The sequence below is a fragment of the Bradyrhizobium symbiodeficiens genome, assembly GCF_002266465.3.
Taxonomy (GTDB): domain Bacteria; phylum Pseudomonadota; class Alphaproteobacteria; order Rhizobiales; family Xanthobacteraceae; genus Bradyrhizobium; species Bradyrhizobium symbiodeficiens.
Map to the genome: position 1 here is coordinate 1,388,720 of NZ_CP029427.2, position 13,221 is coordinate 1,401,940.

Below are 13,221 nucleotides of genomic sequence, written 5' to 3' on the forward strand. Positions count from 1 at the left end.
GGTAGCTGCTCCCAATCTGGGATGTCGCGGCGAATCGCGAAACTGGCCGGGTGGTCAGGACAAGAGAGACCTCGTCAAGACCAGGGCCGACGAGCATGTGATTGGGAGCGCCTCACGGGAACGTGTAGCAATCCCAAAATTGCGCCCCTATGGCCTTCAGCGAGGGCCTGCAGCACGTTCGACGACGACGTCCTGGTCCGACCAGGTCCAGCGTCCGCCTCCACTGCGCTTGGCGACGTAGAGGGCGCGGTCGACACAATCCAGTAGCTGCGAGGCCTTTGCTGCGGTCACCGGGCCGGTGCTGACGAGAATGCCGGCGCTCGCCGCGATGCGGACCGGAATGTCCGTCAGCAGGAACGGCATCGAGAGATCGCGAATGGCCTGGCGCGCGAGCGCGAGCGCTTGCTCGCGGCCGTCGTCGCCTGCCGCAACCGGCTTGAGCATCAGGAACTCGTCGCCGCCGAAGCGGGCGGCGATGCCGGCGCTGCCGACGCAGAGCGACAGCCGCTCCGCAACCTGACGCAGCAGGTCGTCACCGGCTTGATGGCCGTGACGGTCGTTGACCGGCTTGAAGCCGTCGAGATCGATGGCGACGATGGCGAAGTCGTCCCGTGTCTCCGCCAGCGCCTGGAAGAACGCGGCGCGGTTCGGCAGTCCCGTGAGGAAGTCGTGGGTGGCCTGCCGCGCCAGCCGGTGCTTGGCTTCGAGGCGCTCCACGAAGGCGGCGCTGAGATGCTTGGAGGCCTCGCGCAAGGTCAGCCAGAAGAACACCAGCATGATCGCGCCGATCTTGTAGGCGAATTCGGGCCGCAGCAGGCCGCCGACGATCGTCGGCATCAGGAGGATGGCCGCCGTGATGAGGATGATCCAGGGACGGATCGCCGCGCGCGAAACCATGCCGACGCAGAACGACATCGAGAGCCCGAAAGCGATCCAGGCGCCGGGGTCGTCGTCGATCTCGAGCGCACGATAGGAGAGCAGGCCGAGCGCAAGGCCGAAGGCGGATGCGCCGGCCCCGTAAAGCCGTTCCCAGCGGATCACGTCGGTATCGGAGAATTGCGCCGCACGCGACCTGTAGCGGAACAGGGAATAGATTCGGGCCGCGGCCGTGATGAAGATGAAGACCGAGATCACGGCATAGCCGATATCGCCGCTCATGACGGCGAGCGCCACGGCTCCCGTCACCGAGGTGACGCCGATGGCGGACACCTGCGGCAGCGACGTGTACAGGAGATCGACGAGCTCGCGCCGGATGCGCGGATCGGGATGCAAATACCTGGACAGCATTGTGAGAGGCATCCCGGCACCATCGCCGTCACTCCCTAACATAGGGTAGGCGATGGGCGCGACATGATGGCCGGCGCGCAACGTCCTTAAGGAGTGGTCAATGCGCGAGCTTGCCGACGATTTCCTCGCATGTTAGCAGCGATTAACGGGGCCTTGCAGCGCCCCGATGCCCTGGGAATCTTGCCCGCCATGTCGGAATTTCGCGGTGTCTTCCCCTATCTGGTGTCGCCCGTCGATGCCGACGGCACGGTGCGCACCGGCGTGCTCGCAAAGCTTTGCGACGATCTGATCGACGCCGGCGTGCACGGGCTGACGCCGCTCGGCTCGACCGGCGAGTTCGCCTATCTCAATCCGGCACAGCGTACCGCGATCGTGCGGACCACGATCGAGGCCGCGAGTGGCCGCGTGCCCGTGGTGGCCGGCGTCGCCTCGACCTCGACGGCGGACGCGGTGGCGCAGGCGAAAGCCTATCAGGAGCTCGGCGCCGACGGCATCCTGGCGATCCTGGAGGCGTATTTTCCGCTCGCCGACGCCCAGATCGAATCCTATTTCCGCGCCATCGCGGATGCCGTCGACATCCCCGTCGTCATCTACACCAACCCGCAATTCCAGCGCTCCGATCTCACCCTCGACGTCATCGCGCGGCTCGCCGAGCATCCACGCATCGGCTACATCAAGGACGCGTCGACCAACACCGGCCGGTTGCTCTCGATCATGAACCGCTGCGGGGACTCCTTGCGGGTGTTCTCGGCCTCCGCCCACATCCCGGCCGCGGTGATGCTGATCGGCGGGCTCGGCTGGATGGCCGGGCCGGCCTGCATCATCCCGCGCCAGAGCGTCGCGCTCTACGACCTCTGCAAGGCCGACCGCTGGGACGAGGCGATGACGCTCCAGCGCCGGCTGTGGCGCATCAACGAGGCCTTCGCCCGCTTTAACCTCGCCGCCTGCATCAAGGCCGGGCTTGCGATCCAAGGCTACGACGTCGGCGACCCCGTCCCGCCGCAGGCCGCACTGACGGCCGATGCGCGCAAGGTCGTGGAAGCGGCGCTTAGGGAGCTGGGATAGCCTGACCCCACGCGGCAATGTGTCGTCGGACACCCCCTGCGAAAAGCCAGACCGCTCCCTATCTGCCTGATCAGGAAACTTCCGCTCGTTTGCGCGTTGCTGCGTGAGCGAGGTCCTGTCACCTCATGCATGTGCATCTCAGAGCCCGCATTCAGCACAAGACACGGTGATCACCCATGAATCGTCCCTACGCGATTGCCGCGACAGCCTTCGCCGGCCTGCTGCTCGCCGTCACTGCCGCGAAGATCCTGCATGTCCCGATCTCGTATAACCCATGGGCGGCGCCCTCCGCACGCGCCGTCGAGCAGCGCGGGCCCCTGTCGGATGGCGAAAAGGCCACCATCGACATCTTCGAGCGCGTATCGCCTTCGGTCGTCCAGGTTGCGGTCAGGTCGGCAGCCAGTCCTCTCATGGGCGAGGAAGGCCAGGGCGGCGGCGCCTCCGGCACGGGCTTCGTCTGGGACCGTGAGGGCCATCTCGTGACGAACAATCACGTCGTCGCCAATGGCAGCGAGATCGCGGTGCGCTTTGCGTCGGGAGAAGTCGCACAGGTGGACCTCGTCGGCACGGCTCCTAATTACGATCTCGCGGTGCTGCGGATCCGCAGCGTGCGCGAGCTTCCAGCGCCGATCGCCCTCGGCAGTTCGAGCGATCTCAAGGTCGGGCAATCCGCCTTCGCGATCGGCAATCCCTTCGGGCTGGATCAATCGATGACCAGCGGCATCATCAGCGCGCTCAAGCGCAGGCTTCCGACCCATGGCGGCCGGGAGATTGCCAACTTCATCCAGACCGATGCCGCGATCAACCCGGGCAATTCAGGCGGGCCCTTGCTGGATTCCGCCGGCCGTCTGATCGGCGTCACGACCGCGATCATATCGCCGTCCGGCTCGAACGCCGGCATCGGCTTCGCGGTGCCGGTCGATGTCGTGAACCGGATCGTTCCCGAGCTCATCCGCAACGGCCGCGTGCCGACGCCCGGAATCGGCATCGTAGCGGCCGGCGAGGATGTTTCCACGCGGCTGGGGGTCGAAGGAGTGATCGTGGTGCGGACGGCCCCTGGCAGCCCTGCCGAGCGGGCGGGGATTCGCGGTGTCAACGCGACGACTGGCGCGGTCGGGGACATCATCACCGCGGCCGAAGGCAAGCCGGTGCGGCGCCTCTCCGATTTAACCGACGCGCTGGAGCAGGCTGGGGCCGGGAAGACCGTTCGGCTCACGGTCAAGCGCGGCTCGGACAGCCGTGACGTGAATGTGGGCATCATCGATATCGACAGGTCCTAAAGCATGATCGGGGAAAGTGCAGCGGTTTTCCGAAAAGATCATGCCTAAACAACACGCTAGAGCTCGATGGCGATTTATCCTGATTAGCCCCCCGATCCGCGTCAGCAAGGGGCTCGGACGCGCATTGCAGATGTGCCGGGGCTCGGTTGTCTGGCCCGCAAAATCGGTTAAAACCGCCGCGGTCGTTTTGCGGATTTCGAGGACATAACGGAATGAACATTCTTCCCGGCAATTTGCGTTTCGGGGCGGGCCAGCCCGTCAAGCGTTTGGAAGACCAGCGACTGCTGACCGGGAAGGGGCAATTCATCGACGACAAGCCGGCCGATGGCGCGCTGTGGTTGCACGTGCTGCGCTCGCCGCATGCCCATGCCAAGATCGTCTCGATCGACAGCAGCGCCGCGGCATCGATGCCGGGTGTTGCCGCGATCTACACCGGCGCCGACCTCGTCAAGGACGACGTCGGCACCATTCCGACCTTGAGCATCTTCAAGCGCCCCGACGGCAAGCCGATGACGGTGCCGCCGCGCCGGCTGCTCGCCCATGAGGTCGTGCGCTACGCCGGCGAAGCCGTGGCCGCGGTGGTGGCGGCCTCGCGCGCTGAGGCGCAGAGCGCGGCCGAAGCGATCGCGGTCGAGTACGACGTTCAGCCGGCGGTGGTCGATCCGGTCGAGGCCGTCAAGCCGGGTGCTCCCGTGGTGTGGCCGGAGGCGCCCGACAACATCGTCGGTGCGATGGCTTACGGCGATGCCGCCAAGGTCGACGAGGCATTTGCCAACGCCGCGCACACCGTCGAACTCGACATCGTCAGCCAGCGCCTCGTGCCCTCCGCGATGGAGCCGCGCTCGACCATTGCCGAGATCGACAAGAAGACCGGACGCCTGCTGCTGCACGTGCAGTCGCAGACGCCGGCCTCCACCCGCGACGTGCTGGCCGAGGCCGTGCTCAAGCGTCCCAAGGACAGCGTCCGCGTGCTGGTCGGCGATATCGGCGGCGGCTTCGGCCAGAAGACCAATCTCTATCCCGAGGACGGCATCGTCGCCTACGCCGCGACCAAGCTGAACAAGAAGATCCGCTGGCGCGGCGACCGCACCGACGAATTCGTCGGCGGCACCCATGGCCGCGATCTCACTTCGACCGCCTCGTTCGCGCTGGATGAGAAGGGCAAGGTGCTGGCCTATCGCGTCAAGTCGATCGGCTGCACCGGCGCCTATTCCTCGGGAGCCGCGAACATCATCCCGCTCGTGCTCGGGCCGTTCGTGCAGACCGGTGTCTACGATCTGCCGCTGGTCCATTTCGAGGTGAAGTCGGTGATGACCCACACCGCGCCGGTCGGCGCCTATCGCGGCGCCGGTCGCCCCGAGGCGGTGTTCATCGTCGAGCGCCTGTTCGACGCCGCCGCGCGAAAGATCGGCATGGATCCGCGCGCGATCCGCAAAGCCAATTACATCAAGCCGGCGCAGCTGCCCTACACCAACGCGGCCGGGCAGGTCTACGATTCCGGCGCGTTCGCGCACATGCTCGATCGTGCCGTGAAGCTCGCCGACTGGGACGGCTTTGCCGCGCGCAAGAAGGCGGCGAAGAAGAAGGGCCTGCTCTATGGCCGCGGCCTCACCTCCTACATCGAATGGACCGGCGGCCGCGCCCACACCGAGAAGGTCAGCCTGCATGCGACCTCGCAGGGGCGCGTCGTGCTGCATTCCGGCACCATGGCGATGGGGCAGGGGCTGCAGACCACCTACACCCAGATGATCTCCGACACGCTCGGCATCGCCATGGACAAGATCGACGTGGTGCAGGGCGACACCGATCTCGCGCAGGGATTTGGCAGCGTCGGCTCGCGCTCGCTGTTCGTCGGCGGCACGGCCGTGGCGGTCTCCTCCAACGATCTGATCCAGAAGGCGCGCGAGAAGGCGGCGAACGCGCTGGAAACCTCGATCGACGACATCGAGTATCAGGGCGGCATGCTCACCGTGGTCGGCACCGACCGCCGCATCAGCCTGTTCGACATCGCCGAGAAGGAAGGCGGCGCCAAGCTCAGCGTCGATTCCGAGGGCGAGGTCGATGGTCCGAGCTGGCCGAACGGCACGCATATCTGCGAGGTCGAGATCGACCCGGAGACCGGCGTCTCCAAGGTGGTGCGTTACACCACCGTCGACGACGTCGGTGTCGCCGTGAACCCGATGCTGGTCACCGGGCAGATTCATGGCGGCGTCGCGCAAGGCATCGGCCAGGCGCTGTATGAGGGCGTTTCGTATGACGCCGACGGCCAGCTCCTCACCGCGAGCTACCAGGATTATTGCATCCCGCGCGCCGACGACGTGCCGCCGATCGTGGTCACGCTCGACGATTCCGCGCCCTGCCGCACCAATCCGCTCGGCGCCAAAGGCTGCGGTGAATCCGGCGCCATCGGCGGCCCGCCCTGCGTCACCAACGGCGTGATGGACGCGCTCGCCGAGCTCGGCATCACCCAGCTGAACACGCCGCTGACGCCGCAGAAGATCTGGAAGGCGATCAAGGACGCGAAGGCGGCGGGCTAGCGCCTCGTTGCTGCGCGATCTGCTGCGCCACACTTAACTGTCGTCCCGGGGCGCGCGAAGCGCGAGCCCGGGACCCATAGCCACAGAGAGTGGTTGTGGTGCGAAGCTGGCAACTCCGAGTCCCCGGAGCCACGTCCGCCTGTGGTTATGGGTCCCGGATCTGCGCTTCGCTTGTCCGGGACGACAGCGGAGGGTGCCGCGCCAATGCGGGCTAGGCAGCAGCCTCAAATCCCCAGCATCATCTTCGCGATGATATCGCGCTGGATCTCCGAGGTGCCGCCGAAGATCGTATACGCCCGGCCGTTGAGATATTCCGGCACCATTGTCAGCATCTCCTCAGGGATGGCCGGCTCGTGGTTGAGCTTGTAAAGCGGGCGCATCGGCTCGACGGCGAGGGCGTCGTGGCCGATCACGTCGACGCCGAGCTTCGTCACGGCCTGGCGGATCTCGCTGTTGCGCAGCTTCAGGATCGAGGACACCGCGCCGGGATTCTGCCCGGTCTGCAGCGCCGAGAGCACGCGCAGCTCGGTCATCTCCAGCGCGTCGATGTCGACTTCGACCTCCGCAATGCGGGAGGCGATATCGGGGCTGTCGATGGCGCGACCGGTCAGATCCGATTCAGCGAGATCGGAGATCGCCTTCAAGCCCTCGCGCAGCTTGGCCGAGGCGATGCCGGAGCCGCGCTCGAACTCGAGTAGATATTTGCCGTAAGTCCAACCCTTGCCTTCCTCGCCGACGCGGTTGGCGACGGGCACGCGGACGTCGTCGAAGAACACCTGGTTGACCTCGTGGTCGCCGCCGATGGTGAGGATGGGACGCGTGGTGATTCCCGGCGTCTTCATGTCGATCAGGATGAAGCTGATGCCGTCCTGCTGGCGCGGGCCATCGCTGGTTCGCACCAGCGCGAACATGCGGTTGGCGTGGTGGGCGTGCGTGGTCCAGATCTTGGTGCCGTTGATGACGTAGTCGTCGCCGTCGCGCACCGCGCGTGTCTTCAGCGAAGAGAGATCGGAGCCCGAGCCCGGCTCGGAATAACCCTGGCACCAGTAATCCTCGCCGGAGAGGATTCGCGGCAGGTAAAAATTCTTCTGCGCGGGGTTGCCGAAGCCGATGATGACGGGCCCGACCATCTTCACGCCCATCACGTTGACATTGGGCATGCCGGCGCGTGCGGACTCCGTCTCGAAAATCCAGCGTTGCGCCGGCGTCCAGGCCGGCCCACCATGCTCCACCGGCCAGCCCGGTGCGCCCCAGCCATTGGCATGCAGCACGCGCTGCCAGGCCATGCCGATATCAGGGTCGGAGAACACCGACGGGGTTAGCGCGGTCGCGCGCTTCATCTCATCCGTGAGATTCTTTGCGATGAAGCTGCGCACCTCGTCCTGGAAGGCGCGCTCTTCGGCGTTGAAACTGAGGTCCATGAGGCTCTCCCGGTGTCAGGCCCTGCGGCCGAGTTCGGCGTGACGGGCATAATGATGCGCGCTGCCGCCGAACAGTGTGTCGAAGGCGACGAGGCGCTTGACATAGGCGCCGACCTCGAGCTCCTCGGTGACGCCCATGCCGCCGTGAAGCTGGATCGACTGCTCGCCGACGAAGCGCGCGCACTTGCCGATCTTGGCTTTCGCGCCCGATGCCGCCCGGGCCCGCTCGGTCGGTGCGGCATCCACCTTCAACGCAGCCCGCAGCGCCATCGAGCGCGCCTCGTCCACCTGCATCGCCATGTCGGCGAGGCGGTGGCGGATCACCTGGTTGGCCGAGAGCGGCCGGCCGAACTGTCTTCTGATCTTGGTGTAGTCGAGCGTGGTGTCGAGCAGCGTCTGCATGATGCCGACGGCCTCCGCGCCAAGTGCGGCCATGGCGCGGTCGATGGCCCATTCGATCGCAGGCAGTGCGTCGTGACCGTCGCCGAGCAGCGCGTCCTCGGGTAGATGCACGTCCGAGAGTTCAATGTTGCAGGCGCGTCCGCCGCCCAGGCGCGCGTAGTCTGAGATCGCGAGGCCCGGCGCTGTTGCCGGGACCACGAACAGGCCGATCCGTCCCGAAGGGCCATGATGGTCGTGCATGAGCGCGGAGACGATGATCTCGTCGGCGGCGTGGCCATCGAGCACGGCGACCTTGCTGCCGGCGAGGCGCCAGCCTTGCGCCGTCCTGGTCGCCGATGTCGCGACCTTGGCAAGATCGAACCTTGCCGCGCGCTCCGAATGCGCAAACGCGAGCTTCAGTGATCCATCGGCGATCTTCGGCAGGCTCGCCTGCTTCTGCTCATTGGTGCCGCATCTGGCGATCAGTGCGGCACCCAGCACCACGGTCGCGACATAGGGCTCCGACACCAGCCCTCGGCCGAACGCCTCCATCAGGATGCCGATCTCGACCGCGCCGCCGCCGAGCCCGTCGAACTCTTCGGGAATTGGCAGCGCCAGCCAGCCGAGCTCGGCGAATTGTTTCCACACCGCCGGGCTGAAGCCGAGCGGATCGTTCGCCATCTTGCGGCGGTGATCGGCGTCGTAGCTTCCGGCCACGAACCGCTCCGCGCTCTCACGCAGCAGCCTTTGCTCGTCACTGAGATTGAGATCCATATCGCTACTCCGCGGCTGCCGACGGCTTGCGCACGGAGGGATGCAGGCCGGAGGGATCGACGATCATGCCGAACTCCTGAAGATTATGCGCGTGGCAGAGCTGATGCAGCGCAAAGGCCTGGTCGATCGCGGCGGGCTGGCCCATCACGTCGACCGAGCGGTTCACCGCTTCCTTGGTCATCTTCAGCGCGAAGGATGGCTTTGCAGCGATCCTGCGCGCCAGCGCCAGGGTGCTCGCAGTCAGCTCCGCGCGCGGCACGACCTGGTTGACCATGCCGAGCCGATGCGCCTCCTCGGCGCTCCAGTTGTCGGCGGTGAACAGGAACTCCTTGGCCTTGCGCGCACCGAGTTCCCAGGGATGCACGAACCATTCGACGCCGCAGACGCCCATAGTCACGACTGGGTCGCAGAACTGCGCGTCGTCGCTGGCAATGATGAGGTCGCAGGCCCAGGCCAGCATCAGCCCTCCGGCGATGCACTTGCCGTGCACCTCGGCAATGGTCGGTTTTGCCAGGTTGCGCCAGCGCCGGGTGATCTGGAGATAAATTTCCTGCTCGCGCGCGAAGCGGCCATGGGCATTCGGTTCGGCAAAGCCGCCCCAATTCCCGATCGGTGGAAAATCGACGCCGGCTGCGTTCTTGCTGCCGGGACGCAAATCGTGGCCGGAGGAGAAGTGCGGCCCGTTGCCGGCGAGGATGATCACCTTGACCTCGTCGTCCTGAACCGCCGCGTCGAAGGCGGCGTTGAGGTCGTAGGTCATCTGCAGGTTTTGCGCGTTGCGCGCCTCCGGCCGGTTCATCACGATCCGGGTGATGTCAGGCTCGGGCCTCTCCACGAGGATGGTTTCGAACGAGGTCATCGCGCTTCCCCCTCAGCGTTTCCAGTTTGATCTTATTGTTCCGCCAAGTTGACTATGTCGGCCAGGGATAGGCAAGGGGCTTGCGTCAGTCGGCTGCTTTTCGCGCCGCCGGCACAAGATGTCTGGCACCATGCGCGCTCAATCTGGTAGTTTGCGCCAGATTCCACCGGGAGAAATTTAATGCGCAAGATCCTGACCGTGCTGGCGGCGCTGGCCTCGCTGAGCCTCACCAATTGCGGCTACAACGCGATCCAGAGCGAGGACGAGCAGATCAAGGCCAATTGGTCCGAGGTCGTGAACCAGTATCAGCGCCGCGCCGATCTCGTGCCCAACCTCGTCAACTCCGTGAAGGGCTTTGCCCAGCAGGAGAAGGACGTGCTGCTCGGCGTCACCAATGCCCGCGCCAAGGTCGGCAGCATCCAGGCGACGCCCGAGGTGCTGAACGATCCGGCCGCCTTCCAGAAGTTCCAGGCCGCTCAGGGCGAGCTCTCCAGCGCACTGTCGCGGCTGCTCGTCGTCACCGAGAACTACCCGCAGCTCAAGTCGGACGCCCTGTTCAAGGATTTGATGTCGCAGCTCGAGGGTACCGAAAATCGCATCACGGTGGCGCGCAACCGCTACATCAAGGCGGTACAGGATTACAACATCACCATCCGCTCGTTCCCGAGTAATCTGACCGCGATGGTGTTCGGCTACAAGGAGAAGCCGAACTTCTCGGTGGCGAACGAGAAGGAGATTTCGACCGCGCCGAAGGTCGACTTCAACCCGGCGCCAGTGCCGTCGAAGTAAGCGCGTTCAGTCCCGATGCCTAACACACACTCCGCTGTCATTCCCCGCGAAGGCGGGGAATCCAGTACGCCGCGGCCTCTCCGTATCTCGCTGGCGTCTTTGGAATACTGGATCGCCCGGTCAAGCCGGGCGATGACGCTGAATGTGTGGCGCGTGGTTTTCGTTGCAGCACTCGTCCTCGCCCTCGTATTCCCCGCCTTCGCCGACGTCGCCATCCCCGAACTCGCCGGCCGCGTGGTCGATCAGACCGGCACGCTCTCCAGCAGCGACGTCGCCTCGCTGTCACAAAAGCTGCGCGACTTCGAGACGCGCAAGGGGAGCCAGATCGCCGTCCTGATCGTGCCGACCACGCAGCCGGAGACGATCGAGCAATTCTCGATCCGGGTCGCGGAGGCCTGGAAGATCGGCCGCAAGAAGATCGACGATGGCGCCATCCTCGTCGTCGCCAAGAACGACCGGCATCTGCGTATCGAGGTCGGTTACGGCCTCGAAGGCGCGCTCACCGACGTCACCTCACGGCGGATCATCGACGAAATCATCACGCCGAAATTCAGGAGCGGCGATTTCAGCGGCGGCATCGCTGACGGCGTCGAGCGCATGATGCGGGTGATCGACGGCGAACCCTTGCCGGTTCCGTCACCCAGCGTGAACTTCGGCAGTCTCGACGATCTCGCACCGCTGTTCATCGTCACGCTGTTCGTCTCGGTGGGCGTGGGCGGCGCCTTCCGCGCGGCGCTCGGAAGGTTGCTCGGATCACTCGTGACCGGAGGCGTTATTGCGGCGCTGACCTGGTTCATTCTCGGGTCCGCCGGACTTGCCCTTACGCTGGGTGGTCTCGGCTTCGTCATCGGATTCATCGCTGATCTGTTTTCGGCGATCACGCCCGGCACCGGCCGCTCGCGCGGCGGCTCGTGGTCGAGCGGCTCGTCGTCGGGCGGCTGGAGCAGCGGATCGTCGAGCAGCGGCGGCTTCAGCGGCGGTGGCGGCAGTTTTGGCGGCGGCGGCGCCTCGGGGAGCTGGTAGCGGTCATGAGCATCAAGCGCATTGCCAGACATCTCGTGCAGCATCATTGGCGGGCACAGCAGATCTTTCCGCCGGCCGTGCTCGCCCGCATCGAGCAGGCGATCAGGCAGGGCGAGACCGCCCATTCCGGCCAGGTTCGCTTCGTCGTCGAAGGCGCACTCGACGGCGCGCCGCTGTTCCGCAACCAGCCGGCCCGCGCGCGCGCGCTCGACGTGTTCTCGCATCTGCGCATCTGGGACACCGCGCACAATAACGGCGTCCTGATCTATCTCCTGCTCGCCGACCGCGACGTCGAGATCGTCGCCGACCGCGGCATTCACGCCAAGGTCGGTGCCGAGGGCTGGGAACGCATCTGCCGCGCGATGGAGGCCGAGTTCGCCGCTGGCCAGTTCGAGCGCGGCGTGATCGGCGGCATCGAAGCGGTGTCGCGCGAATTGTCACGGCACTTCCCGCCGCAGGGCCCGCAGAGCAACGAGCTGCCGGATGCGCCAGTCGTGATGTGAGCGAGTGTGATGTGCGGCTGGCGCAGCTTTCTCGCCTCGCTATTCCGCGGCCGTTCATCTTGAACGGTTACAAATTGTTTCATGCCCGCCACACCGGTTCCATCTTCCCGGCTCAATTCAGCCCCTGATGACTTCCTAAAATTTCGGTAAGCGGGTCCACAGGTAAGGATTTCGCAAGCAATGAAAGTTACCAAAAGGTCAACCCAGACTGGAGTATTTGAGCCGTGAGCGAACCAATGCCCGAGCAGGCTGCCCAGGACACCGGCGTCGTCGAAGCTGCTGCGACCACGCAGGCCATCGAGGCTGCCGGGATCGAGGCTCCCTCGATTGCGCCCGACCACGAAGCGCCGCCCAAGGCTGATCCGATCAAGGTCGAGCCGCCGAAAATCGAAGCATCCCGGATTGAGGCTCCAAAGATCGAAGCCAAAGCCGAAACCAAGCCCGAGCCGAAGCCCGGCAAGCTCATCGTCATGGCGCCCTCGGAGCGGTCGTGGAACGGTTCTCGGGACCGCGAGGATTTTGCTCCGCATGTGAAGGCGGACGAGGCGCGCGAGACCGGCAGCAAGCGCCGCCTGTCGGCCATGGTCGCGGTGGTGGCGATCGCGGCGTGCGTCGGCGCGATCAGCGGCGCGCTCGCAACTGCCGGCATGATGCACTTCGCGGCCCCTGCCCAGGCGCCGATCCAGGTCGCCGACACCAGCGCGCTCGATGCTTCGGTTGCCCGAATCGATGCCGACCTCGTCGCGCTCAAGGCCAATGTCGAGCACAGCTCGAAAACCGGCATCAACCAGTTCAACCGGGCCAACGACCGTCTCGACAAGCTCGAGAAGGCGCAGGCCGAGCCGATGGCCAAGATCGCAAAACTGTCCGAGACCGTCGACAAGCTCCGCGCCGCGCCGCCCGCCGCCCCCGCGCAGGCTGCCGCGTCGCCCGCGAAGGAGACCACCGGCTCGATCGCGCCGGCCCAGGTTGCGACCGCCGCTGCTGCACCAGCTGCAGTGCCGGCCGCGCCCAGGACCGATGTCGGCCGCCTGCCGACGGTCGAAGGCTGGCGGCTGCGCAACGCCGGCAATGGCGGTGCGCTGATCGAAGGCCGTGACGGGCTCTACGAGGTCTATCCCGGCGACCCCATCCCCGGCCTCGGCCGCGTCGATGCGATCCGCCGCCAGGATGGCCGCTGGGTGGTCGTCACCAGCAAGGGGCTGATCGTCTCGCGCTGAGCGGCTGGGATACGACTTTCGAAAGGCGCTTCACCACCATGTGAAGCGCCTTTTTGCTTGAATAGGCCGACCGCCGCGGTGT

11 protein-coding genes are annotated in these 13,221 nt (G+C 65.8%); 7 read left to right on the forward strand and 4 right to left on the reverse strand.

What is annotated here, in order from left to right; all coding sequences use genetic code 11:
* Positions 1-156 precede the first annotated feature (156 nt).
* On the reverse strand, positions 157-1,299 hold the full coding sequence (locus CIT39_RS06540) for a GGDEF domain-containing protein (protein ID WP_094972881.1): 1,143 nt from the start codon (positions 1,297-1,299) through the stop codon (positions 157-159).
* 177 nt (positions 1,300-1,476) lie between these two features.
* Here CIT39_RS06540 and CIT39_RS06545 point away from each other — a divergent pair, with 177 nt between their 5' ends.
* The 3 genes from CIT39_RS06545 to CIT39_RS06555 all read left to right on the forward strand — a co-directional run bounded on the left by CIT39_RS06545 (position 1,477) and on the right by CIT39_RS06555 (position 6,169).
* Positions 1,477-2,352 carry a dihydrodipicolinate synthase family protein gene (locus CIT39_RS06545; RefSeq protein ID WP_094973464.1) on the forward strand — a complete coding sequence of 292 codons (876 nt, stop codon included), beginning with the start codon at positions 1,477-1,479 and terminating at the stop codon, positions 2,350-2,352.
* A 176-nt stretch (positions 2,353-2,528) separates the two neighbouring features.
* Complete coding sequence (locus tag CIT39_RS06550; RefSeq protein WP_094972880.1) at positions 2,529-3,632, forward strand: S1C family serine protease; 1,104 nt, start codon at positions 2,529-2,531, stop codon at positions 3,630-3,632.
* Positions 3,633-3,844: 212 nt separating this feature from the next.
* Positions 3,845-6,169: a xanthine dehydrogenase family protein molybdopterin-binding subunit gene (locus CIT39_RS06555; RefSeq protein WP_094972879.1), complete on the forward strand. Its 2,325-nt coding sequence runs from the start codon at positions 3,845-3,847 to the stop codon at positions 6,167-6,169.
* Positions 6,170-6,393: 224 nt separating this feature from the next.
* Here CIT39_RS06555 and CIT39_RS06560 read toward each other — a convergent pair whose 3' ends face one another.
* The 3 genes from CIT39_RS06560 to CIT39_RS06570 are packed head-to-tail and all read right to left on the reverse strand — an operon-like array spanning position 6,394 to position 9,604.
* Positions 6,394-7,590: an acyl-CoA dehydrogenase family protein gene (locus CIT39_RS06560; RefSeq protein WP_094972878.1), complete on the reverse strand. Its 1,197-nt coding sequence runs from the start codon at positions 7,588-7,590 to the stop codon at positions 6,394-6,396.
* A 15-nt stretch (positions 7,591-7,605) separates the two neighbouring features.
* A complete protein-coding gene (locus tag CIT39_RS06565; RefSeq protein ID WP_094972877.1) occupies positions 7,606-8,745 on the reverse strand; it encodes an acyl-CoA dehydrogenase family protein in 1,140 nt (379 codons plus the stop codon).
* A 4-nt stretch (positions 8,746-8,749) separates the two neighbouring features.
* Positions 8,750-9,604 carry an enoyl-CoA hydratase gene (locus CIT39_RS06570; protein WP_094972876.1) on the reverse strand — a complete coding sequence of 285 codons (855 nt, stop codon included), beginning with the start codon at positions 9,602-9,604 and terminating at the stop codon, positions 8,750-8,752.
* A 180-nt stretch (positions 9,605-9,784) separates the two neighbouring features.
* Between CIT39_RS06570 and CIT39_RS06575 the strand changes: the two genes are divergently transcribed.
* The 4 genes from CIT39_RS06575 to CIT39_RS06590 all read left to right on the forward strand — a co-directional run bounded on the left by CIT39_RS06575 (position 9,785) and on the right by CIT39_RS06590 (position 13,139).
* Complete coding sequence (locus tag CIT39_RS06575; protein WP_094972875.1) at positions 9,785-10,393, forward strand: LemA family protein; 609 nt, start codon at positions 9,785-9,787, stop codon at positions 10,391-10,393.
* Between the two features lie 132 nt (positions 10,394-10,525).
* Positions 10,526-11,416 (forward strand): TPM domain-containing protein, encoded by an 891-nt coding sequence (locus tag CIT39_RS06580; protein ID WP_162308379.1) that lies wholly within the window; start codon positions 10,526-10,528, stop codon positions 11,414-11,416.
* Positions 11,417-11,421: 5 nt separating this feature from the next.
* Positions 11,422-11,919 carry a TPM domain-containing protein gene (locus CIT39_RS06585; protein WP_094972873.1) on the forward strand — a complete coding sequence of 166 codons (498 nt, stop codon included), beginning with the start codon at positions 11,422-11,424 and terminating at the stop codon, positions 11,917-11,919.
* 236 nt (positions 11,920-12,155) lie between these two features.
* Positions 12,156-13,139 (forward strand): hypothetical protein, encoded by a 984-nt coding sequence (locus CIT39_RS06590; protein WP_162308868.1) that lies wholly within the window; start codon positions 12,156-12,158, stop codon positions 13,137-13,139.
* Positions 13,140-13,221 lie beyond the last annotated feature (82 nt).

What these genes read in the sequence shown, in the direction of transcription:
- CIT39_RS06540 (WP_094972881.1), bottom strand. Translation starts at nt 1,299, where the DNA reads ATGCCTCTCACAATGCTGTCCAGGTATTTGCATCCCGATCCGCGCATC.
- CIT39_RS06545 (WP_094973464.1), top strand. Translation starts at nt 1,477, where the DNA reads ATGTCGGAATTTCGCGGTGTCTTCCCCTATCTGGTGTCGCCCGTCGAT.
- CIT39_RS06550 (WP_094972880.1), top strand. Translation starts at nt 2,529, where the DNA reads ATGAATCGTCCCTACGCGATTGCCGCGACAGCCTTCGCCGGCCTGCTG.
- CIT39_RS06555 (WP_094972879.1), top strand. Translation starts at nt 3,845, where the DNA reads ATGAACATTCTTCCCGGCAATTTGCGTTTCGGGGCGGGCCAGCCCGTC.
- CIT39_RS06560 (WP_094972878.1), bottom strand. Translation starts at nt 7,590, where the DNA reads ATGGACCTCAGTTTCAACGCCGAAGAGCGCGCCTTCCAGGACGAGGTG.
- CIT39_RS06565 (WP_094972877.1), bottom strand. Translation starts at nt 8,745, where the DNA reads ATGGATCTCAATCTCAGTGACGAGCAAAGGCTGCTGCGTGAGAGCGCG.
- CIT39_RS06570 (WP_094972876.1), bottom strand. Translation starts at nt 9,604, where the DNA reads ATGACCTCGTTCGAAACCATCCTCGTGGAGAGGCCCGAGCCTGACATC.
- CIT39_RS06575 (WP_094972875.1), top strand. Translation starts at nt 9,785, where the DNA reads ATGCGCAAGATCCTGACCGTGCTGGCGGCGCTGGCCTCGCTGAGCCTC.
- CIT39_RS06580 (WP_162308379.1), top strand. Translation starts at nt 10,526, where the DNA reads ATGACGCTGAATGTGTGGCGCGTGGTTTTCGTTGCAGCACTCGTCCTC.
- CIT39_RS06585 (WP_094972873.1), top strand. Translation starts at nt 11,422, where the DNA reads ATGAGCATCAAGCGCATTGCCAGACATCTCGTGCAGCATCATTGGCGG.
- CIT39_RS06590 (WP_162308868.1), top strand. Translation starts at nt 12,156, where the DNA reads ATGCCCGAGCAGGCTGCCCAGGACACCGGCGTCGTCGAAGCTGCTGCG.